The organism is Actinoalloteichus sp. AHMU CJ021 (assembly GCF_002895405.1).
Taxonomy (GTDB): Bacteria; Actinomycetota; Actinomycetes; order Mycobacteriales; family Pseudonocardiaceae; genus Actinoalloteichus_B; species Actinoalloteichus_B caeruleus.
Genome location: NZ_CP025990.1, coordinates 5,581,002 through 5,602,644 on the forward strand (window position 1 = coordinate 5,581,002; position 21,643 = coordinate 5,602,644).

The following is a 21,643-nucleotide window of genomic DNA, read 5'->3' on the forward strand; positions in this document are numbered from 1 at the left end:
GGTGACGTCGCGGCCCTACGCCCGGCCGGCCGCACGACGAACACTCGGGGAGCGAGGTACGGCGGCCCCTCCCGGGCGGCCACCACCTCGCGGCACCGTACCCCAGCATGACAGGAGACCCGCCTACCGTGGAGAGCAACTTCATCACCGACCTCTTCGCCCAACTGGCCGAGTTCGCGGCGGGCGCCGAGACCTGGCAGCAGGTCGGCGTGTTGCTGATCGCCGGTGCGATCCCCTTCATCGAGTCCTACCTGGGGAGTTTCCTCGGAGTGCTCGTCGGCGTGCCCGCCGGCCTCGCGGTCCCGGCGGCGATCCTCGGGAACGTGATCGTCACCTTCGCGCTCATCGCGCTCGCGAGCAAGGCCCGGGTCGCCGCGACCCGCCGGCGGGGCAACGGCGGCGGTGGTGGCGCGGACGCCCCGCGCCGCAAGCAGAAGATCGCCAAGTACCTCGACCGGTTCGGCGTCCCCGGGGTGTGCCTCCTCGGGCCGATCGTGGTGGCGAGCCAGATCACCGCCCCCGCTCTCGTCGCCCTCGGCGCCACCAAACGCAGCGTCTACGTCTGGCAGGCGGTCGCGATCGTCGCCTGGGGCGTGCTGTTCGGCTTCTTCGGTGACCTCGCCGCCGGCTGGTTCATGTGAGGCACGGGTGAGGGCGTTCGCGTCGGGGGCGGACGTCCTCACCCCGGGGTGCCGCCACCGCGCCGGTGGCGGCACCCGTGCCCGGCCCGCGCGACCGGTCAACCGGCACCGCGCGGGCCGGGCGCGTTCCACCCCGGACGGGGGGGCGACCCCGGCGAACGCTCAGTCGCGTTCGAGGAGGTAACCGACCACCACGGGAATCTCGGCGGGTGCGCCGGTACCGTCGCGCCGCTCGTCGGGATCGGGCAGTTCCACGGGCGTCCCGTTCCCGGTCGACGGGGCCGGACGCGCCCCCACCCACGCGGTGGACAGCTCCGACTCGGTGGCGAGGAACCGCTGCGCCCGCACCCCGGCGGTGGCGCGGCCCTTCGCCGGGTACTCGCCGAACGGGGTCACCTTCACCGTCTCCCCGGTCGCCGTGATCACCACCGGTTCACCGTCCTCGGCCACCGCGCCGAAGAAGACCACCCTGGCGTCGCCCTTCACGTTGATGCCGGCCATGCCCCCACCCCGCAACCCCTGCGGGCGCACCAGCGTCGCCGAGTAGCGCAGCAGGGCGGCGTCGGAGGAGACGAACACCAGGGACTCCTGGCCGTCGGCCAACCACGTCACCCCGACCACCTCGTCGCCCTCGCGCAGCGCGATCAGCTCGAACTCGTCGGCCCGGACCGGCCACTCCGGCGAACACACCTTCACCACGCCCTGCCTGGTGCCCAGGGCCAGGCCGGGGGAGTCCCCGATCTGGTCGCCCAGCGGGGCGAGCCCCAGCACGCGTTCCCCGGGCGCGAGGGACACCAGTTCCCGCACCGGCATCCCCCCGCGCAGGGAGACGATGCCCGACTGCTGCGGCAACACCGGCAACGGGAGCACGTCCGTCTTGATGCCCCGGCCGTGGCTGGTGACCAGCACGACCTGCCCTCGGGCCGTGGAGTCGACCACGGCGGCGACCGCGTCGTGCCGGACCCGCCCGTTGCGGCGGCGGGCCTCCGCGGCCTCCTCCGACGCCGCGGCCGTCCGGGACACCAACCCGGTGGCGGAGAGGATGACCTGGCACGGGTCGTCGGCGATCTCCAGCGGACCGGCCGGCTTCGACGCCGCCAACACCTCCTTGAGGTCCCCGTCGATCAGCGTGGTGCGCCGCTCGGTGGGGAACTCCTTCGCGATGCGCCCCAGCTCGGTCGACACCAGCCTCCGCAGGACGGCCTCGTCGTCGAGGATCCGGGACAGCTCCGCGATCTCCCCGGTCAACCGCTCCCGCTCCTCCTCCAGCTCCACCTTGTCGTACTTGGTCAGCCGGCGCAGCGGGGTGTCGAGGATGTAGGTCGCCTGGATCTCGGAGAGGTCGAAGCGGGCGATCAGACCTTCTTTCGCGGCCTTCGCGTCGTCACTCTCCCGGATCAGGCGGATGACCCGGTCGATGTCGACCAGGGCCCGGATCAGGCCCTCCACCAGGTGCAACCGGTCGGATCGCTTGCGGCGGCGGAACGTGGTCCGCCGTCGCACCACCTCGAACCGGTGGGCCAGGAACACCTCCAGCAGTTCCTTCAGACCCAGCGTCCGGGGCTCGCCGTCGACGAGGACGAGGTTGTTGATCCCGAAGGACTGCTCCAACGGGGTGAGGCGGTAGAGGTCGGCCAACAGCGCCTGCGGGTTCACGCCCACCTTGCACTCGATGACCAGCCGGGTGCCGTTCTCCCGGTCGGTGAGGTCCTTGACGTCGGCGACCCCGGTGAGCCGCTTCGACTTGTTCACCTCGTCGGTGATCTTCTCGATGATCTTCTCCGGCCCCACGCCGTAGGGGAGCTCGGTGACGGTGATGGCCTGCCGACCCCGGCTGCCCGGCAGCGGACCCGTCTCCACCTTGGCCCGCATCCGCACCACACCACGGCCCGTCTCGTAGGCCTTGCGGACCTCGTCGAGGCCCAACAGCATGCCCCCCGTGGGCAGGTCCGGGCCGGGCACGAACTCCATCAGCTTGTCCAGGGGGGCGTCCGGGTGCCGGATCAACCACCGGGCCGCCGCGACGACCTCGCCGAGGTTGTGCGGGATCATGTTCGTCGCCATGCCGACCGCGATCCCCGAGGTGCCGTTGACCAGCAGGTTCGGGAACGCCGCCGGCAGCGCGGCCGGCTCCTCCAACGACCCGTCGTAGTTGGGCCGGAAGTCGACGGTGTCCTCACCGAGCTCGGCGACCAGCTGCAGCGCCGCCGGCGACATCCGCGCCTCGGTGTACCGACTGGCCGCGGGCCCGTCGTCGGGGGAACCGAAGTTGCCGTGCCCGTCGACCAGGGGCACGTTCATGGAGAAGTCCTGCGCCAACCGCACCATCGCGTCGTAGATCGCGGTGTCACCGTGCGGGTGGTACTTGCCCATCACGTCCCCGACCACCCGGGAGGACTTCACGTAGGCGTGGGTGGGCCGGTACCCCTGCTCGTGCATCGAGAACAGGATGCGGCGGTGCACCGGCTTGAGGCCGTCCCGGGCGTCGGGCAACGCCCGCGAGTGGATCACCGAGTACGCGTACTCCAGGTAGGAGTCCTCGATCTCGGTGTGCACCGGGTTGTCCACGACATGTCTGCCCGGCTGGTCGAAGGCGGTCGGGTCCACCTTGGTCTGCGCGCTGCCCTTCCGGCGTGCCATTGCTCAGCTTCTCCTTGGCGAGGTGGGGTCATGCCCCGAGTCGGTGTCCGCGCGCGGAGGGCGCGCGGAGGGGAGTGGCTCAGACGTCGATCGCCGCCCGGTCGACCCGGGCGGCCGAGCGCACCAGCCAGGCGCGACGCGGCTCGACCTTCTCCCCCATGAGCAGGTCGAGGGCCTCGTCCGCGGCGGCGGCGTCAGCCTCGGCGAGGGTAATGCGGCGCACCGACCGGGTGGCCGGGTTCATCGTCGTCTCCCACAGCTCGTCGGCGTCCATCTCACCGAGGCCCTTGAACCGGGGGACCGGGGTGACCACCTGTTTCCCCGCCTTCTCCAGCCGGGCCACGGTGCTCTCCATCTCCCGCTGGGTGAAGGTGAAGTGCGTCTGCGGCTTCCGTCCCCGCGTGGTGATCTTGTGCAGCGGCGGCATCGCCGCGTACAACCGGCCGTCCTCGATGACCGGCCGCAGGTACTTCGCGAACAGCGTGATGAGCAGGGTGCGGATGTGGGAGCCGTCGACGTCGGCGTCGGCCATCAGGATGACCCGGCCGTACCGCATCGCGGAGAGGTCGAAGGTCCGGCCCGAGCCGGCGCCCAGCACCTGCACGATGGAGGCGATCTCGGCGTTGCGCAGCGTGTCGGCCAGGCTGGCCTTCTGAACGTTGAGGATCTTGCCCCGCAGCGGCAGCAACGCCTGGTACTCCGAAACCCGGGCCAACCGGGCGGAACCGAGGGCGCTGTCCCCCTCCACCAGGAACAGTTCGCTGCGGGCGACCCCCGTGGTGCGGCAGTCCACCAGCTTCGCCGGCATCGCCGCGCCCTCCAACGCGGTCTTGCGGCGCGCGGCGTCCTTCTGCTGCTTCTGGGTGAGCCGCACCCGGGAGGCGTCGACGATCTTCTGCAGGACGGTCTTGGCCTCGACCTTGGTCCTGCGGTCCTCGGTCCACTCCCGCAGGTGCGCCTCGACCACGGCCTGCACGACCTTGGTGATCCCGGCGGTGGACAGCTCGTCCTTGGTCTGCGAGGTGAACTGCGGCTCGGGGATGCGCACGTGGATGACCGCCGTCATCCCCTCCAGCACGTCCTCGAGGGTGGGCGGTTCCTCCTTCGCCCGCAGCAGCCCCCGGGTGCGGGCGATCGCCGCGTGCAGCGCCTTCACCGCCGCCCGCTCGAACCCCTTGCGGTGGGTGCCACCGTGCACGTTGCGGATGGTGTTGGTGAAGCACTCCACGGTCCGCTCGTACCCGGTGCCCCAGCGGAAGGCCACCTCCACCTCGGCGCGTCGTGGCACGTTGGACTGCATCACGCCGTTCTCGTCGGCGGCGTTCTCCTTGTAGGTGCCCTCACCCGAGACCACCAGCGTGCCCGACACCGCCCGATCACCGGTGGGCGCCAGGAAGTCCACCATGTCGGGCAGGCCGTTGGGGAAGTGGAAGGTCTCCTCGCTGATGCTGTCCTCGGTGGCCGTGCGCAGCACGTAGGTGACACCGGGCACCAGGAAGGCGGTGTTCCGCAGTTTCGACCGCACCCCCTCCACGTCCAACGCGGCGCCGGTCTCGAAGTAGCGGGCGTCGTGCCAGTACCGGATCGAGGTGCCGGTGGTCTCGTCCCGCTTCATCTTCCCCGTGACGTGCAGGCCGGACCGCGGCGTGAACTTGGCCCGCGCCCCGGGGCCGTCGAACACGCCGGGGGCGCCGTGCGCGAAGGACATCTGGTGGACCAGGCCGTCCCGGCGCACCGTCACGTCGAACCGGTGGGACAGGGCGTTCACCGCGGAGGCGCCGACACCGTGCAGGCCACCGGAGGTCTTGTACCCGGAACCACCGAACTTGCCGCCCGCGTGCAGCCGGGTGAGGACCAGCTCCACCCCGGAGATCCCGGACTTGGCGTGCACCCCGGTGGGGATCCCCCTGCCGTCGTCGTCGACCTGGACGCTGCCGTCGGCGTGCAGGGTGACGACGATGCGGGTGGCGTACCCGGCCACACCCTCGTCGGTCGAGTTGTCCACGACCTCGCTGAAGAGGTGGTTGATGCCCCTGCTGTCGGTCGATCCGATGTACATGCCAGGGCGTTTGCGGACCGCCTCCAGGCCCTCCAGATGCGTGAGGTCGTCGGCCCCGTAGATGGTTTCAGCTGACGCAGTCACAGGGTCGTTCTCCCGAATCGTGGCCGATGGACGTGCCCGCGGACGGAGTCGTCGCGAACTGGCGGATCACCGTACTGGACCATACCGACGGCAAGGAGAGCTCTTCGCCTTCGGCTCTGACCTGGTGGTTGTCCGAAATGACTCCGCGTCGACGGAGACGACTGGCGACGGTGGGACCAGCCGGTGCGGGGTCCCGCGAGACCACGTGGTATCGCCCTCGGTCACGGCTCGCGACCCGGGGTGATCGGCACTCTCGGTGAGCACCGTCACGGGAGGGCGTTCCACGCCCGGAGCCCTCCCCGGCATCCCCGGCGAGGGGTGTACCGTCGATCATGACCAGATGAACGATTTTGGTCATAAGGTTCGGAGGGGTGCGGGTGGCGAGTGACGAACGGGACGACGCGGCGGCGAGCGGGGACACCCGCCGGGACCGGGCCGGGCGGATCCTGGACGCCGCCTCCGCCCTCACCCTGCGCTGGGGCTACCAGAAAACGACGATCGACGACATCGCCCGCGCGGCCGGCGTCGCCAAGGGCACCATCTACCTGCACTGGAAGAGCCGGGACGCGCTCTTCCTCGCGCTGCTCCGCCGGGAACGGGCCCTCGCCGCCACCGAGATCCGCGACCTCGCCGCCCAGGACCCCGCCGGTCACACCCTGCGGGGAGTGCTCGTCCACTCCTACCGGGTCGTCGCCCGCCGGCCCCTGCTCCTCGCCGTCCTCACCCGCGACCGGGACGTCCTCGGCCGCCTGCTCACCACCGGAGCCCCGACCGCAAGACCACCGCTGTCCGTCGGTTTCCCCCGCTACCTGGAGCACCTGCGCGCCGGCGGCTGGGTCCGCACGGACCAGACGCTTGCGGCCCAACTGTCCCTGGGCACCGCCACGATCTACGGCTTCCTGCTCACCAGGCCACTCATGCCGGACGAGTTCGCCGTCACCGACGACGACGCCGCCGAACTGGTCGCCGACACCGTGTGCCGGGCGCTGGACCGGGGCAGCCCGCTCGGCGACACCGAGACCGAGGGCGTGGCGGCCGCCTCCGCCGCCTACCTCGCCGAGGCGGCCCGCTTCACCATCGAACGCTACGAGAACGAGGTGGCCTGACCCAGGCCGGATGAGGAGCCCACTGGTGGACAACGAGGTCACCCACCCCTTCGTCCTCCCGCTCGGCGCTGGCGGGGCGGACCTCGCCCTCGTCGGCGGGAAGGGAGCGTCCCTGGACCGCCTGGTCAGCGCCGGACTCCCCGTCCCCGCCGGCTTCCACGTCACCACCACCGCCTACCGCGCCGCCCACGGCGATCACCCTCGACCGCCTCGGAGGCCGGGGACGGGAGCCGGCCTGGCGGAACCGGGAGCGACCAGGGCGGGAACCGCCGACCCCGGACCGTGGCCGGTTCCCCCCGAGGTCGCCGACGCCGTCACCGCCGCCTACCGCGAGCTCGGCCCCGACGCCCCACCCGTCGCCGTCCGCTCCTCCGCCACGGCCGAGGACCTGCCCGAACTGTCCTTCGCCGGCCAGCAGGACACCTTCCTCAACGTGCGGGGCGAACGGGACCTCCTCCACGCGCTCACCCGTTGCTGGGCCTCCCTGTGGACACCCCGGGCCGTCGCCTACCGGGAGCGGCACGACGTCGACCCGGCCACCGTCGCCATGGCCGTCGTGGTGCAACTCCTCGTCCCCGCCCGCGCCGCCGGCGTGCTGTTCACCGCCAACCCGCTCACCGGCAGCCGCGACGAACTGGTCATCAACGCCTCCTGGGGGCTGGGGGAGTCGGTGGTGTCCGGCCAGGTCAACCCCGACACCGTCATCGTCGACCAGCGCACCGGGCGAACCAGCCACCACACGACCAGCGCCAAGACCGTCCGCACCGTCCCCGCCGACGGCGGCGTCCGCGAGGAGGCCGTCGACGACCACCTCGTCCACGCCCCCGTGCTCACCGAGCAGGACATCACCCGGCTCGCCGACCTCGGACGGCGCGTCGACGCGCTCCACGAACGCCCCAGCGACGTCGAGTGGGCGCTCGACGACAGCGGAACCCCCCACCTGCTCCAGGCCCGCCCCATCACCGGACTACCCGCACCCCGGTTACCCGCCACCGGCCAGCACACCACCCCCGCCAGGCCGCCCTCCTCCGCTCCACCCGAGGACACCACCACGAGGACGCCCGCCGAGGGCCGCCCACCCGCCACCAGCCCCCCACGACCGCGCCACCACCGGGGCAGCGGCACCGCCAGCCGGCGTGAGGAGTGGAACGACAGCCGGCTCGGCGACTACCTCTGGACGAACGGAAACCTCGGCGAGGCCATCCCCAGCGTCATGACCCCCGCCACCTGGTCCTTCGTCCAGGTCTTCATGCTGCGCACCATGGGCATCCCCTCCTGCCAGGGGCACCCCACCTGGGGGAACATCGGCGGCCGCTTCTACCTGAACCTCTCCACCAGCCTGTCCCTCGGCACGGCGTTCGGCCGTACCGTGGACCAGATGGCCGACACCGTCTCCGCCGTGTTCGGCCGAATCCCACCCGGAACACCCGTCCCCGTCATCCCGCTGCGCCGCTGGGCGACCCTGCGGGAGCTCGTACCGCTGGTCACCGCCTTCCGCCTTCGGCTCCGCATCGCCCACCGCCGCCTTGCGTCCTACCTGGACACCGCCGCCGACCGTTGCGCCGCGCTCCGCGCCCGAGCCCGCACCGCCCCCACCCCAGACGCGCTCCTCCGGCTGTGGCGAACCGAACTGTGGCCCTACTGCCTGGAAACCTTCGACATGATGAGCGCCGCCGCCCGGGGACGCGGCGGCGGCAACCGGCTCGTCAAGGTCCGCCAGCGCCTCGCCGAACAGGTCGGAGAAGCCGACGCCAACGCCCTGACCACCGGAATCGCACACGGCGCCCCCCTGGCGAGCCTCGGCCCCCTGCTCGGCCTCGCCAGCGTCGCCAACGGCGACACCAGCCCCGAGGACCACATCCGCCAGTGGGGACACCGCTGCCCCGACGAGTTCGAGATCTCCCTGCCCCGGCCTGCCGAGGACCCCACCTGGCTCGACCACCAACTCGCCGCGTTCCGCGACTCCCGCACCGACGTCCACGCCATGCTCACCCAACGCCGAGCGGAACACGAGCAGGCGTGGGCCCGCTACCAGCGCGACCACCCCCGGCACGTCACGCGGACCCGCCGCGAACTGCGCTCCTGGGCCCGGCTCGTCCACGACCGCGAAGCCACCCGCTCCGAGGTCAACCGGGCGTTCTGGGCGATCCGCGAGGTCGTCCTCCGCGCCGGCGAACTGACCGGGCACGGCCACGACCTGTTCCTCCTCGAACGGCACGAGATCGAACGGGTACTGGCCGGCGACGACCGACCCCTCGCGGCCGTGCCGGCCCGCCGCGACGCCTACGAGCGGTACCGGGCACTGCCGAACTACCCGACCCTCATCCGAGGCCCCTTCGACCCCGAACGGTGGGCGGCCGACCCGAGGCGCCGCACCGACCTGTACGACGCGGCCACCGCCCCGTCCTCACCCGAACATCCCGAACCCGCGAACCACCACTCCCGAACCGCCGGAGCGCCACGACCGGCGGCCACGACACCGGAACCCGAGCGGAAGCCCGCCCCGAACCCGATCACCGGTTTCCCCGGCGCCGTCGGCACCGTGGAAGGCGTCGCACGCGTCGTCACCTCCGTGGACGACGCCCAGGACCTGCGGGCGGGCGAGGTGCTGGTCACCACCGCCACCAACGTCGGCTGGACACCACTGTTCCCCCGGGCGGCCGCCGTGGTCACCGACGTCGGCGCCCCGCTCTCCCACGCCGCGATCGTCGCCAGGGAACTCGGCATCCCCGCCGTGGTCGGATGCGGGAACGCCACCATGCGCATCCGCACCGGCGACCGGCTGCGCGTCCACGGCGAACGCGGCGAGGTCCACCTGATCGACCCGCCGACCGAGGGCGGCGCCCCACCCACCGGGGCCTAGCGGAGCGCGGTGCGGTCACCCGGCCGACGGCGGCCCGCCGCCCCGAGCCCGCCCCAGGCGAGCCATGCGCGAGGCGCGGTGTGGGAGGCCCGCGTGCGACGTGGACGATGCCGCACCGCCGGCGAGCCGTGGTCGACACGCCGCTGGCAGCGCGCCACCGGCACGGGCCGTCACGGGGCAACGGGGGCCGACGTGCTCGCCAACCCCAGCCTGGAAGCGAAGCTCGCACACGCCGACCGCACCTCCTCGGGCTCCTCCACCGTGAACTCGACATCCAGGAAGGCGAGGTTCAACACCAACCACTGCCAGGACTCCACGGCCAGGACCGCCCGGGTCCGGTCCGGCCGGACGGCGAGGAACTCCACCTGCTGGTGGCGCAGCACATCCGCGACCGCAGCCACCGGGGCCTCCACGGTCACCACGACGCGGAGCGGGGACCGGTGCGTGGTCCAGTGCGGATAGCCCACCCCATCGTCCGGAGGGAGCGGACGAGGCGCGAACGAGGCCTCCTCGACGCGCGGCTCCGATATCCGGTCCATGCGGAACACCCGCCAGTCCCGCCGGCCAGCGTCCCAGGCCAACAGGTACCAGCGCATCAGCTGGTGCATCCGCCGGTGGGGCTCGACCCTGCGGGTGGAGACCACGCCGGCGGCGTCGGTGTAGTCGAAGGTGAGGACTCGGCACCGCTGAAGCGCCGCCCCCACGAGGTCAGCCGAGTCCCCACCCGTGCCCGTGCGCCAACCTGGTTCCCCCGCCGCGTCGACGTCGCCTGGGAGGCAGTGCTCGGTGGTTCGGGTCGCCGGGTGCTGGGTGAGCTGGTCGAGCGCACGCCTGCCGGTGGCAGCGAGGGGTTCGCCGCCGTTCTCGGAGAGCGCGTGATCCGCCGCCTCGGCGGCGGGCGGACCGTCCGCTCCGGCCACGGCCCCGGGGATGGGCGGTACGGTGTTCCCGCCGGGCATGCGGTAGTAGCCGCCAGGGCCGGGTTGCGCGTCCACCTCGTACCCGTAGCCACGGAGCCGCTCGACGTCCCGGCGAATCGTCCGCTGATCGACCTCCAGGAGTCGGGCGAGTTCCTCGCCGGAGACGGGTTGCCCGTTCCGCAGGGCTGCCAGCAGAGCGAGGGAACGCTGGGTCACATCGGCCACGAGCCCCAGTGTTGCCGAATTCAGGGCAGTTCCTGACCTGAATTCGGGATCGGATGGTCTGCGGACGTCGGAGGGCCGCCGTTATCTGTGGTCCGCGCCGCCGAACGACGGGCCGCTCCGGTCGCGTGCGTCGGTGGTCGTGCCGGCCTGTCTCCGTGGTTCGCCGTACGAAGGGGCGAGAACTCGCAGGTCGGGGATTGTGCGGGGGAGTGGGTGACCGCAGGGGAGGGCGGGAGCGGCCGTTGTCGTGGATTTTCCACCAGGCATGGCGTGATGTGGTGGAAGACGGGAATTGCGGACAGTTTCGTGCTCGTGGGCGCCGCGTGGTCGAGCGGAGCGGATGTCCTCGCGGTCGCGAGAGGACGACGGCAGGCCGTGGGGACGCCTGGTGGAGTCGTTAAGGGCCTGCTGGAGGGCTGTGGCGGGTGGACGGGATACTGTGGGCAGGGAGGATCTGCGGGATGCGGGAGACCGTCGGGAAAGTGAATGAGAATCGGTCGTGTCGCTCGTAACGCCGCAGGTCAAGAAGTGTCGTCCCCGCGCACGCGGGGCTGTTCCGGCCTTCGAGTTCTCCGAAGCCGATCTGACGAAGTCGTCCCCGCGCACGCGGGGCTGTTCCGCCCCCGAAGAACGACCCCAGCAGCAAGCCCCCGTCGTCCCCGCGCACGCGGGGCTGTTCCACAGCCATTGTGGCCAGCTTCGAACTGATCGGGGTCGTCCCCGCGCACGCGGGGCTGTTCCGTCGCACTCGTGATGCATCGGCGCTCCGGTGAGCGTCGTCCCCGCGCACGCGGGGCTGTTCCCGCCGCGTCCGTCACCGTGTCTGGACCGCCCCGGTGGTGTTGGAGGCCGTGCCTCCCACGCTCGTGTGCGTTCAGACCGCTGTGGCCTGTCGCCAGTGTCGTTCCTCGTACTCCAACGGTGGCCTATTCCCACACCAACTATGCAGCCTGTGGTGATTGTACCAGTGAATCCACTCCGCAGTAGCAGCGCGGACGTCCGCAACCCCCTTCCACGGGCCTTTCCGGTAAATCAGCTCCTTCTTGTACAACGCGTTGACCGACTCCGCCAGCGCATTATCGTAGGAATCACCCCGACGCCCAACCGACCGCGCGATCCCCGACCGGCTCAACCGCTGACTGTAACGCAACGCCGTGTACTGCACCCCCCGGTCGGAATGAGCCACCAAACCAGGAGACAGACGACTCCTCCGCGCCCACAGCGCCATATCCAACGCATCCAACGCCAGCGACGTATCAGCGGTATCCGACACCTGCCACCCCACAATCGCCCGCGAGAACGCGTCCACGACCAACGCCGAATACACGAACCGACTCTCCCCGAGCCGAACGTAGGTCAGATCCGTGACCCACAACCGGTTCGGCCTCGGTGCCCGGAACACCCGCTCGACCAGGTCACCGGGCTGGCCCTCGACCTGCCCGGGCAGCATCGACCGCGGCCGGCGGGACCGGGTGACCAGCCCGGTCATGGCCTCGGACCGCATCAGCCGTTCCACGGTGCAGCGGCCCACGGTCACGCCTTGGCGGTGCAGTGCCGCCCAGACCTTGCGTGCCCCGTAGAGCCGGTGCGAGTCCTCCCAAATCCGGCGGATCACCGCAACGAGTTCCCGGTCGCGGCGGTGCCGGGCGGAGGGGTTCGTCCGTCGGTTGCGAATCGCGTAGTAGGTGGACACGCTCAGCCCTACTGTGCGGCAGGATACTTCCACGGGGAACCGGTCCCGGTGGTGGTCGACGAACTCGGTCAGCTCGGTGGGCGGGGGTCCATCTCCCGGGCGAAAAAAGCCGAGGCAGCCTTGAGGATTTCGTTGGATCGGCGGAGTTCGGCGTTTTCCCGTTCCAGCCGTGCGATCCGGTCCCGGTCCGACTCCCCGGTATTCGTGGAGTCCGCCGAGCCGGTGTGGGTGCTGGGTTCACCGCTGCGGACCCAGTACCGCAAGGCCTCGGGGTGCACTCCGAGTTGGTCGGCTACCCGGGCGATGGCTCCACGTCCGGGTCCCCACTGCCCCTCCAGTTCACGGACCATCTCCACCGCGCGTCGCCGCAACTCCTGGGGGTATTTCTTCGCGGAACCCATGCTCCTCATCCTTCCTGGGGTGCAGGGCCTCCAACAAACCCAGTACGGTCCAGTCCGCCGACCCCGTGGTCGTCCCCGCGCACGCGGGGCTGTTCCTCCGACCGCCTATGGGTTCCCCCGTGGTGCCCTGTCGTCCCCGCGCACGCGGGGCTGTTCCGTTCCCACACCAGGTCGGGGCCGGATACGAGATGTCGTCCCCGCGCACGCGGGGCTGTTCCCAGCGCGGCGGCGTCCAGGCGGCGGCCCATCGCGTCGTCCCCGCGCACGCGGGGCTGTTCCGGTGGATCAGCCCGCCGACAACAACCCCGCCGAGTCGTCCCCGCGCACGCGGGGCTGTTCCGCCAGTCCCGGTCTGCGTCGGCGCTGCCGGCGCGTCGTCCCCGCGCACGCGGGGCTGTTCCGCCCGCCCGGCTGCGGGCCTTCTCCCTCGAGAAGTCGTCCCCGCGCACGCGGGGCTGTTCCCGGACTGGCATCACCGACAGAACAGGGGCCGGGGGTCGTCCCCGCGCACGCGGGGCTGTTCCGTGCACACAGGTCTATGTCGGGGGAGCGCGGGTGTCGTCCCCGCGCACGCGGGGCTGTTCCTACCTGTGGCTGCGGCCAACGTGGATCGCCGCCGTCGTCCCCGCGCACGCGGGGCTGTTCCCGCTGACATGGCCACGCGGAGTGAAACCGCACCGTCGTCCCCGCGCACGCGGGGCTGTTCCCGCGAAAACGGATTCTGGGAAGACACCGACGTTGTCGTCCCCGCGCAACGGGGCTGTTCCGTCCCGGGGGTGGTTGCACCCGGGAGTCTGCCGGTCGTCCCCGCGCACGCGGGGCTGTTCCCGTCCGGGACGCCCAGGGCGTGATCCGCTCCGGCGTCGTCCCCGCGCACGCGGGGCTGTTCCTGGACCACATCGGCCACAAAAATCACTACATAGTGTCGTCCCCGCGCACGCGGGGCTGCTCCTCACGTGACGAGCGCGACCGACCTCTTGGAGGTGGAGGAATTCGGTGTGCGGCGGGGGTGCCGTCCCCCCGGAGCACGGGTAACACCAGGGAGGCGGCTCCCGAGGTCGCGTCGCCGTCCCGCCTCAGCTCCCAGCGGTCCAACGACTGGGTGACCAGCTCGGGAAGCGCGGCCAGCCAGTCCCTGCCGGCCTCGCCGAAGGCCCGCGCGTACGAGACGACGAGGGGTTCTGGGACGTGCACCGCTTCTCGCGCGCTCATGATGGTTCCTTCGCAGGCGGTAGTTCGTCCCGGGTCCGTCCGACCGGAACGATCAGTATCGGTGGAAGGCCGCTCACGCAACGTGGCGGCGGGTGGCCTCGGCCGTGTCACGCGCCCCGGGTCAGCAGGGCACGTCGAGCCTGCGTTCCAGTTCCGCCATTCCGGCCCGGCACTCCCTGGCCAGCGCGCGGTGCCCCTGGAACCGGCCGAGGATCCCGAAGGGCCGCACCGACGCCACGGGGCCACCGACCGAGTGCTCCACCCGCAGCCGGTTCCCGACGAGCGTGCCCGCCCGGTGCCACCGTTCCCACCGTTCGTAGTCGGGGCTGTGGTGGTGGCCGAACACGAAGGCGGGCTCCCCGACCCCCGGCGTGCGGTTCGGGTCCTCCGCCAGGGCGAGTTCGCCGCCGGGCTCCGCCGCCCAGTCCCCGGCCGACACCACGTCCACCCGGGGAGCGCGGGCCTCGGCGTCCGCCTCCCGCACCAGCAGCGCGTCCCGCTGGTCCCGGCGGGGCGGGAGTTCCCGCACCTCCGGGTCCCCGTCGACGCTGACGATCACCCGCGCCACCCACCACCAGTTCTCCCGGCGGGAGAGCAGGCTGTCCGCGCGCAGGCGGGTCGGCGGGTACTTCACCATCTCCTGGTGCAGCAGGTGTTCGACGTACTCGGCGCCCTCCAGGTCGTGCTCCACGCGCACCGCACCGACGGCGACCATCCCCGGCGCGGGTTCACCCTCCTGACCCGGGCGGCCTGGCACGCAGAACGCCACCCGCCGGCCCGTGAGGTCGTCCGCCTCGGCGAGTCGCGACAACGGCAGCGCCACGCAGGGCCGCCCCTCCCGGGACAGTGGGATCACGGCGGCGCCGGTGGGACCGGACGCGCCCAACCAGCACAGCTCACCGGTGCCCGCGCGAGCCCACCTCTCCGCGAAATCGCTCATCCCGCTCCTCCTGGCGCTCCACCGTTCCGGTGAACGCTTCCGTTGTCAACAATTCGCTCGTCGGTTCTTACCAACCGGCCGATCATTCGGTAGCTTCTGGTACTCGCGCCGGTCGGACAACGGAGAACGCACCGGCAGAGTGGCACAGGAGGTCGCTGCGGATGCCCGCGATCGTGGTCATGCTCGCCGTCATCGCGGTTTTCGCGGTGGCCTACCGCTACTACTCGGCGTACCTGGCGCGCCGCGTCTACGTGCTGAACCCCCGGTACGTGACACCGGCCCACCGTTACACCGACGGAATCGACTTCGTCCCGACCAGCCGGCACATCGTGTTCAGCCACCACTTCATCTCGGTGGCCGGTGCCGCTCCGATCGTCGGCCCCGCCGTCGGCGTCTACTGGGGGTGGGGGCCGGCGCTGGTCTGGGTGGTGGTCGGGTCCATCTTCGCCGCCGGTGTGCACGACTTCGGCGCGCTCGTCGTCTCGGTCCGGCACCGCGCCCGCAGCATCGGCGCCCTCGCCGGTGAGGTGATCAGCAAACGGGCGCGGGGGCTGTTCCTGCTCATCATCTTCTTCCTGCTGACCCTGGTGAACGCGGTGTTCTCCGTGGTCATGGCGAACCTGTTCATCGCCAACCCGGCCTCGGTGCTGCCTATCCTGGTGGAGATCCCGCTGGCCATCGCCGTCGGCCAGTACATCTACCGCACCAGGACGGCCGCGCTCGTCCCCTCCATCATCGCGCTGCTCGTGGTCTACGCGATGATCCCGTTGGGCTTGCTCGTGCCGATCAGCCTCGACCCGGTGGCCTCAGCGCTGGGCACGGACGCCCGGACGCTCTGGATCATCTTCATCTTCCTCTACGCGTTCGCCGCGTCCCGGCTGCCGGTGTGGATGCTGCTCCAGCCCCGCGACTACATCAACCAGCACCAGCTGGTGATCGCGCTGGTCATCATCCTGCTGGGGATGGGCATCGGCCTGAACCGCATCGTCGCCCCGGTCGTGAACGACGTGCCGGCCGACTCGCCCCCCTGGTTCCCGTTGCTGTTCGTCACGATCGCCTGCGGAGCCATCTCCGGATTCCACAGCCTGGTCGCATCCGGGACCACGGCGAAACAGATCAACAAGGAAACCGACGCCCGGTTCGTCGGTTACACCTCGGCACTTGGCGAGGGCGGCTTGGCGGTCTGTTCCATCCTCGCCTGCACCGCCGGGATCGCGGCCACCACCATCGAGTGGAACGCGTTGTTCTCCGACTTCTCCACCGCTTCCGGTGGGGCCACCGACAACTTCGTCAACGGAGTCGCGAACTTCGCCTCCAACCTGGGAATCCCGCTGGAGGTCGGCGTCGTCTTCGCCGCCGTGGTCGTCATCAGCTTCGCGGCGACCACGATGGACACCGGTGTCCGGCTCCAGCGCTACATCGTCCAGGAGATCGCCGAGATCGTCCGCTTCCGCCCGCTGGCCCGGAGTCTGACCTGGTCGTCGCTGGTGGCGGTCGTGGTGCCCCTGGCACTGGCGCTGGCACCCGGCGACCTCGCGTTCGGGACGCTGTGGCAGCTGTTCGGCACCACCAACCAGCTCACCGCCGGTCTCGCCCTGGCCGTCATCGCCGTGTGGGTGACCAAGAAGCGGCGCAACCCGCTGGCCGTCCTCATCCCCCTGGTGTTCCTGCTGGTGATGACGTCGTGGGCACTGATCATCAACCTCATCGACTTCGTCCAGGCCGGGGAGTGGCTGCTCGCGCCGCTGGACGCCGTGATCTTCGTCCTCGCGATCTGGCTGATCATCGAGGCCAGCCTCGCGTTGCGCTCGGCCTGGGCCTCACGGGGCCTGCCGCCGGAGGACGACGAGGACGAGGACGTCGACGCGGCGGCGGTCACCTCGGGTGAGACCACGGCCGAGCAGCCGGCCGGCCGGACCCCGACCGACACCGACGAACGATGAGCGGCGCCGCGTCGGACGAACCCGACGGCCGTTCGCGGCCGGTGGGCGACGACGCGGCGGGGACCACGCGGCGGCGCCGACCGGCCTCCGGGCCGGTCGGCGACCGCATCCGAGCCGGCCTGCGGGCGGTGGCCGAGTTCCACGAAGCCTGGTTCACCGCCCGGTGGCGGTCCACGCTCCGCCGGGAGGCCCGCGACCAGCAGGACACGATGCGGGCGCTGATGCTCCTCGACACCCTCGGCGTGGACAGCCCCGTCGCCTACGAGACGCTCGAACTGGTCCCGTTCCTGCTGGCGGACATGCACGAGTGGCACGTACGGATGGGCCGCGACGAGTACGACGGACCCGGAGGATGCTGTTGACCCGTCCCATCACCTTCTTCGCGGGCAAGGGCGGGGTGGGCAAGACGACGATGGCCGCCGCCCACGCCCTCGCCTCGGCCGACGCCGGACACCGCACCCTGGTCATCTCCACCGACCCCGCCCATTCGCTCGGGGACGCCTTCGAGACCACCCTCGGTGACCGGCCACGTCGACTCGGACCAACCCTGTGGGCGGCCGAACCCGACGGGGATGCGGCGGTGCGCCGCCGGGTGCGCCAGGTCGAGGACGACGCGGCCGCCGCGCTGCCCCGTAGGATCATGCCGGCCGTGCGGCGCCACCTCGGGCACGCCGCCACCGGGCCGGGCATGGCCGAGTCCGCGCTGACCGACGTGCTGACCGGCTACCTGGAGGACGTGCCCGGCGAATGGGACCGGCTGGTCGTCGACAGCGCCCCCACCGGACACCTGCTCCGCATGATCGACCTGCCCTCGCTGCTGGCCCCGTGGATCCAGGGCCTGGCCAGGCAGCGGGAACGCGTTGTGGCCGCCGACCGCTTCGCCGAAGCCGTGGTCGGCGACCGTGAACCCGAGCGGGACCCGCTGTTGGAACGACTGCACGACCGGCGACGTCGCCTCGAACGCGCCGCCGAGCGCCTGCGGACCGACGCCGAGGTCCGCCTCGTGCTCGTCCCACGCCGCATGGTGCTCGCCGAGACGGAACGGGCGGCCGACGCCCTCGTGGAGGGCGGTTTCACCCTGGGAACCCTGGTGGTCAACCAGATCCCCGAGGACGTGGACGTGTCCCTGCTCCGCCGGATCGAGGCACGCTTCGCCACGCCCGGCGCGGTCCGCTGCGGCCTGGCCGCGTCGGAACCGACGGGTCTGACCCGGCTCCGGGAACTCGCGGTCCCCACAGCTCGGTAACGCCGGCCCGGAACCGGCGAACGCGCACCCGGCGGCACACCGCGCGGCGCGGTGCGCGCCGGGAGGACGCGCGTGGGGGCGGGGCCTGCCCCGGGACATCGGCCGGGACAGGCCCCGCTCGGGAGGGGCGAGGGCCTCAGCCCTGCCCGCGCTGTGCCACCGCCGACAGCACCCCGGGGTCCCGCCAGTCGCTGGAGACGATGCTGGCGTGTTCACCGGCCAACAGGTGCAGCCGGTCCCGCGCCTCCTGCTCGGTGGGGTGGTTGGCGTCGATCGCCGGCGCGACGGAGTGGGAGTTCGTCATCAGCAGGACGTAGTTCCGCTCGTGGTACCAGGCGGTGTCCACCTCGGGGCGCACGTAGGTGGTGGCATTGCCGTCGAAGAACACGAACCACGGGCGGAGCGACTCGTCCTCGTAGCGCTCCCGGGGATCACCGGCCTCCGCACCCAACACCGCCGGGAACGCCTGAGCCTGCTCGATGCGCCCCTCGGCGGCCAGGTCGCGCAGGTGCCGGGAGTACTCCTCGTCAGTCCACAGGTCGTCGAACGGGTTGCCCTGCTCGAAAGTGCCCGGGATCAGCTCGAACACCACCTTGCCGGCCAGCGTGTCCCGGCTGGGCCAGTTCCCGGCCAGCGCCGCCTCGTCGAGCGTCGCGAACCGGGACCCGTCCGGACGGGTCAGCAGGTCCACCGGACGGAACACGCCGTCGCCCAGGGTGTCGGCCACCAGCGCGTCGAACGCGGCCGGGCCGAGACCACCCCGGTCGTGGAAGCCGTCCTTGAACTCCACTTTGAAGACGATCGGCCGGTGGCCCGGGTTGCTCTCCTGCCAGGCGCGGATGTCGCGGAGGCAGGCGGGCAGGTCCTGGTTGCGGGGGCCGTCGCGCAGACCGTCGGCGTGGGTGGCGCCGACGCAGTTGTTCCGCTGGCCGATCAGGTCGTGGCTGACCCTCCAGCGGCCGAAGAGTTCGTCGGTCCAGACGTCGATCTCCAACATCCCCGCGCCGGAGTCGAGCCCGTCGGCGAAGTAGGGGAAGGCGCTCTGTTCGTAGGCGTTGTGCACGCCGACCGAGGTGGTGGCGGGGAACATCGCGGCCTGGGGTGCGGCCGAGGGAGAGGACTGCGCGAGGGCGGGGGTGGCCGCCACTGTCAGGAGCAGGGGTACCACTGCCAACAGGGGAGCACGGCGTCGCATGAGGCCTCCACGAGCTGCGGAAGAACTGCGTTGTCCGATGTGTCCGAACAACGAGGACACCTCACCCTAGGATTTCGTGAGTAATTTTCGCGAGCCTCCAGCGCAACGGAACATGACGGTGAGGTGACCGACGGTGATGCGTGCGCGGATCGGCGATCCGCCGTTCCCGGGTCGGCGGGAACGGCGGATGACGCGTGCCGAGCTGACGGCGTCCGGAGGGGATCCGACCGCTGGGTGGGCGGGGGAGGGGCCAGAACGCCGGGCGAGTGCGGCGGCGGGCATACTCGGGACGAGGAGGTTTGTGGTGCTGCGGGAGACGCCGAGGAAAGTGAACGAGAATCGGCAGGGCCGCCCGTAAACCCCCAGGTCAGGAAGCGTCGTCCCCGCGCACGCGGGGCTGTTCCCTCACCCAACAGGGGGACTCGTGTATCAGCCTGGTCGTCCCCGCGCACGCGGGGCTGTTCCCTCGACCTCGGCTGCGGGGAGATCGGCCTCCCGGTCGTCCCCGCGCACGCGGGGCTGTTCCAGCGGCCCGGTCGGAGCTGCACACTCCGGACCGGGTCGTCCCCGCGCACGCGGGGCTGTTCCCGGTTCCGGCCCTCCACTCAGGCCGGCCTCGCCGGTCGTCCCCGCGCACGCGGGGCTGTTCCGATGGCCCAAATGCTGGACGTTCCGCCTAGGGCGTCGTCCCCGCGTACGCGGGGCTGTTCCTCTCCGTCAGGGTCGAAGACATTCCGCTCGGGCTGGCGGAGCGCCGCCCGCCGCCGGCCTCGGCCCCCGTGCGGGATGGGGCTCCGTCGACGGTGGGTCGGCGGAGCCCCAGGTGGTGGCCCCACGAGGGCGATCCGGTACACACGGGGCACATGATGTACGTCCACGAGGACCTTCCCGCTCACCGCTCGATCCGGGCGGCGCCGAGGAAAGCCCCCGTCATCCCCCGCTGGCCGGTCGTGGCCGTTCGAGGAGGTAAGACGGCATCCCTCCCGAATCCGCTGGAAACCAGGTGGACGCGGAGGGGGCGGTTCCTCCCGAAGACGCTTCCGCGCGTCAGAGTGGAAATCGGCGAACGGTCTCGGGGTGGATGACGAGGCGGACCTGCTCATCCGACATCATCCCGGCGAGTTCCTCGGCGCGGCCCGGGTCGTTGAGGTCCCAGTACCGGGCGGCGAGCCGGGAGCACAGCTCGAGGGCTCCGTCGGGCACCACCTCCACTCGGCCGGCGACCGACACCCAGCGTTCGCTTTCCCCCACGGGGGAGCCGACGACGAGCGAGGCGCGCGGGTCGCGGCGGATGCGGCGCACCTTCGGGGAGTCGGGGCCGGTGAACAGCTGAATGGTGCCCTCGGCGGTGGCCTCGAACCACACGGGCCGGGGCTGCGGCGGGAGCGGTCCGGCCGCCACCGTCAGGAAACCGTGCAGGGGACGGCTGAGGAACTCGAGGTCCTCGGGCGTCAGGGAGCTGGGGGTGGTGCTCATCCTGGTCCTTTCCGGTGGGTGGGAGGCGGCTGCTGGAGGCATCGTCGGGTCGAGGGCGGTTGGCCTCGGGGTGAGCCACCCGAGGTGGTGGGCGAACGGCCGGGATGCCGCCGGGAGTGCGTCACCCCGGCGGTGACCGCCGTCGGCGGGTGGATCACGGCCGCCAGGCTCCCGCCGCGGCGGCCCGCACGACGTAGTCCTCGAAGGTTCGGGGCGCCCGGCCCAGGAGGGCGGCGAGGTCCTCCGTTGGGGAGGCGAGCGCTCCGCGTTCCATCATCACGAACATCTCGGCGACGTGGTCGGCGTCGTCCTGGCTCAGGCCCTGTTCCACGAGTGTCGCGGCGTACTCGGTGGGGGAGATCCGCCGGTAGGTGATGGGCCGCCCGGACGCCCGGGCGATCAGGTCGACGGCCTCCGGGTACGTGAGCGCACGCGGCCCGGTCAGTTCGTGGACGCCTCCGGCGTGCCGGCCGGGTTCGGTGAGCACCGTGACGGCCGCGTCGGCGACGTCCTCGACGTCGATGATCGGGTCGGGGACCGCGCCGGCCGGGAGCGCCAGTTCCCCTGCGACCAACGGGGCGTGGAAGAGGTCCTCGCTGAAGTTCTGCGCGAAGTTCGACGGCCGCAACACGGTCCACTCCAGCGCGGAGCCGCGCACGGCCTCCTCGGCCGACAGCATGTCCAGCCCGAAGGTGGAGTCGCCCCAGTCGTCGGCTCCGCGCCCGGAGAGCAGGACCAGCCTCCGCACTCCGGCGGCCTCGGCCTGGGCGACGAACTCGTGCACCGGGCCCGGAACGGTCGGGGCCACGACGTAGGCGGCGTCCACGCCCTCGAGGACGGCGCCCCAGTCGTCGGGGTCGGACCAGTCGAAGCGGGGCTGGGTCGACCGGGAGGCGGCCCGGACCGGGATGCCGCGGAGTCGGAGGCGGGCGAGGATCCGTCGGCCGGTCTTGCCGGTCGCGCCGAGGACGAGGGTGGTGTCGTTTCTCATGAGGTCAG

15 protein-coding genes, 1 pseudogene and 2 CRISPR repeat arrays are annotated in these 21,643 nt (G+C 71.6%); of the genes and pseudogenes, 6 read left to right on the plus strand and 10 right to left on the minus strand.

All coding sequences use genetic code 11. The annotated features are described in order from the left end of the window. Positions 1-107: 107 nt before the first annotated feature. Positions 108-641: a hypothetical protein gene (locus C1701_RS23570; RefSeq protein ID WP_272500002.1), complete on the plus strand. Its 534-nt coding sequence runs from the start codon at positions 108-110 to the stop codon at positions 639-641. A gap of 162 nt (positions 642-803) precedes the next feature. Here C1701_RS23570 and C1701_RS23575 read toward each other — a convergent pair whose 3' ends face one another. Further along, a complete protein-coding gene (locus C1701_RS23575) occupies positions 804-3,281 on the minus strand; it encodes a DNA gyrase/topoisomerase IV subunit A (protein ID WP_026420584.1) in 2,478 nt (825 codons plus the stop codon). Between the two features lie 79 nt (positions 3,282-3,360). After that, entirely contained in the window at positions 3,361-5,424 is a 2,064-nt protein-coding gene (locus tag C1701_RS23580; protein ID WP_026420583.1) for a DNA gyrase/topoisomerase IV subunit B, read from the minus strand. A gap of 371 nt (positions 5,425-5,795) precedes the next feature. Here C1701_RS23580 and C1701_RS23585 point away from each other — a divergent pair, with 371 nt between their 5' ends. Both C1701_RS23585 and C1701_RS23590 read left to right on the plus strand, forming a co-directional pair. Then, positions 5,796-6,530, plus strand: coding sequence for a TetR/AcrR family transcriptional regulator (locus C1701_RS23585; protein ID WP_051314377.1), 735 nt, complete (start codon positions 5,796-5,798; stop codon positions 6,528-6,530). Between the two features lie 10 nt (positions 6,531-6,540). After that, positions 6,541-9,393 (plus strand): PEP/pyruvate-binding domain-containing protein, encoded by a 2,853-nt coding sequence (locus tag C1701_RS23590; protein ID WP_103056631.1) that lies wholly within the window; start codon positions 6,541-6,543, stop codon positions 9,391-9,393. 170 nt (positions 9,394-9,563) lie between these two features. Here the strand turns inward: C1701_RS23590 and C1701_RS23595 are convergent, their stop codons facing one another. The 5 genes and pseudogenes from C1701_RS23595 to C1701_RS23615 form a co-directional block, all read right to left on the minus strand. Then, a complete protein-coding gene (locus tag C1701_RS23595; protein ID WP_103056632.1) occupies positions 9,564-10,538 on the minus strand; it encodes a helix-turn-helix transcriptional regulator in 975 nt (324 codons plus the stop codon). Between the two features lie 874 nt (positions 10,539-11,412). Then, a complete protein-coding gene (locus tag C1701_RS23600) occupies positions 11,413-12,264 on the minus strand; it encodes an IS3 family transposase (protein WP_081715524.1) in 852 nt (283 codons plus the stop codon). A 35-nt stretch (positions 12,265-12,299) separates the two neighbouring features. Continuing rightward, positions 12,300-12,632, minus strand: coding sequence for a transposase (locus tag C1701_RS23605; protein WP_030106222.1), 333 nt, complete (start codon positions 12,630-12,632; stop codon positions 12,300-12,302). Positions 12,633-12,700: 68 nt separating this feature from the next. Then, positions 12,701-13,340: direct repeats of the CRISPR family, unit length 28 nt; unit sequence GTCGTCCCCGCGCACGCGGGGCTGTTCC. A 273-nt stretch (positions 13,341-13,613) separates the two neighbouring features. After that, positions 13,614-13,844 (minus strand): annotated as a pseudogene (locus C1701_RS28245) (hydroxyurea phosphotransferase); the annotation flags it as partial. A 121-nt stretch (positions 13,845-13,965) separates the two neighbouring features. Then, positions 13,966-14,784, minus strand: coding sequence for a hypothetical protein (locus C1701_RS23615; RefSeq protein ID WP_026418185.1), 819 nt, complete (start codon positions 14,782-14,784; stop codon positions 13,966-13,968). A 161-nt stretch (positions 14,785-14,945) separates the two neighbouring features. Between C1701_RS23615 and C1701_RS23620 the strand changes: the two genes are divergently transcribed. The 3 genes from C1701_RS23620 to C1701_RS23630 are packed head-to-tail and all read left to right on the plus strand — an operon-like array spanning position 14,946 to position 17,973. Further along, positions 14,946-16,727, plus strand: a complete 1,782-nt coding sequence (locus C1701_RS23620) for a carbon starvation CstA family protein (RefSeq protein WP_103056633.1) — start codon at positions 14,946-14,948, stop codon at positions 16,725-16,727. Next, positions 16,724-17,089: a cory-CC-star protein gene (locus tag C1701_RS23625; protein ID WP_245588736.1), complete on the plus strand. Its 366-nt coding sequence runs from the start codon at positions 16,724-16,726 to the stop codon at positions 17,087-17,089. Before C1701_RS23620 ends, C1701_RS23625 begins: the two co-directional genes overlap by 4 nt. Next, positions 17,080-17,973, plus strand: coding sequence for an ArsA family ATPase (locus tag C1701_RS23630; RefSeq protein WP_103056634.1), 894 nt, complete (start codon positions 17,080-17,082; stop codon positions 17,971-17,973). The genes C1701_RS23625 and C1701_RS23630 overlap by 10 nt, the downstream gene beginning before the upstream one ends. Before the next feature lie 136 nt (positions 17,974-18,109). On the opposite strand, the gene C1701_RS23635 is transcribed toward C1701_RS23630, so the two are convergent. From C1701_RS23635 to C1701_RS23645, 3 genes are all read right to left on the minus strand, one after another. Beyond that, entirely contained in the window at positions 18,110-19,168 is a 1,059-nt protein-coding gene (locus C1701_RS23635; RefSeq protein WP_051713209.1) for a phosphatidylinositol-specific phospholipase C domain-containing protein, read from the minus strand. Positions 19,169-19,543: 375 nt separating this feature from the next. Continuing rightward, a CRISPR array of direct repeats spans positions 19,544-19,879; the repeat unit is 29 nt; unit sequence GGTCGTCCCCGCGCACGCGGGGCTGTTCC. A 336-nt stretch (positions 19,880-20,215) separates the two neighbouring features. Further along, a complete protein-coding gene (locus C1701_RS23640; RefSeq protein WP_103056635.1) occupies positions 20,216-20,644 on the minus strand; it encodes a pyridoxamine 5'-phosphate oxidase family protein in 429 nt (142 codons plus the stop codon). A 154-nt stretch (positions 20,645-20,798) separates the two neighbouring features. Further along, positions 20,799-21,635 (minus strand): NAD(P)H-binding protein, encoded by an 837-nt coding sequence (locus C1701_RS23645; RefSeq protein ID WP_026418180.1) that lies wholly within the window; start codon positions 21,633-21,635, stop codon positions 20,799-20,801. Positions 21,636-21,643 lie beyond the last annotated feature (8 nt).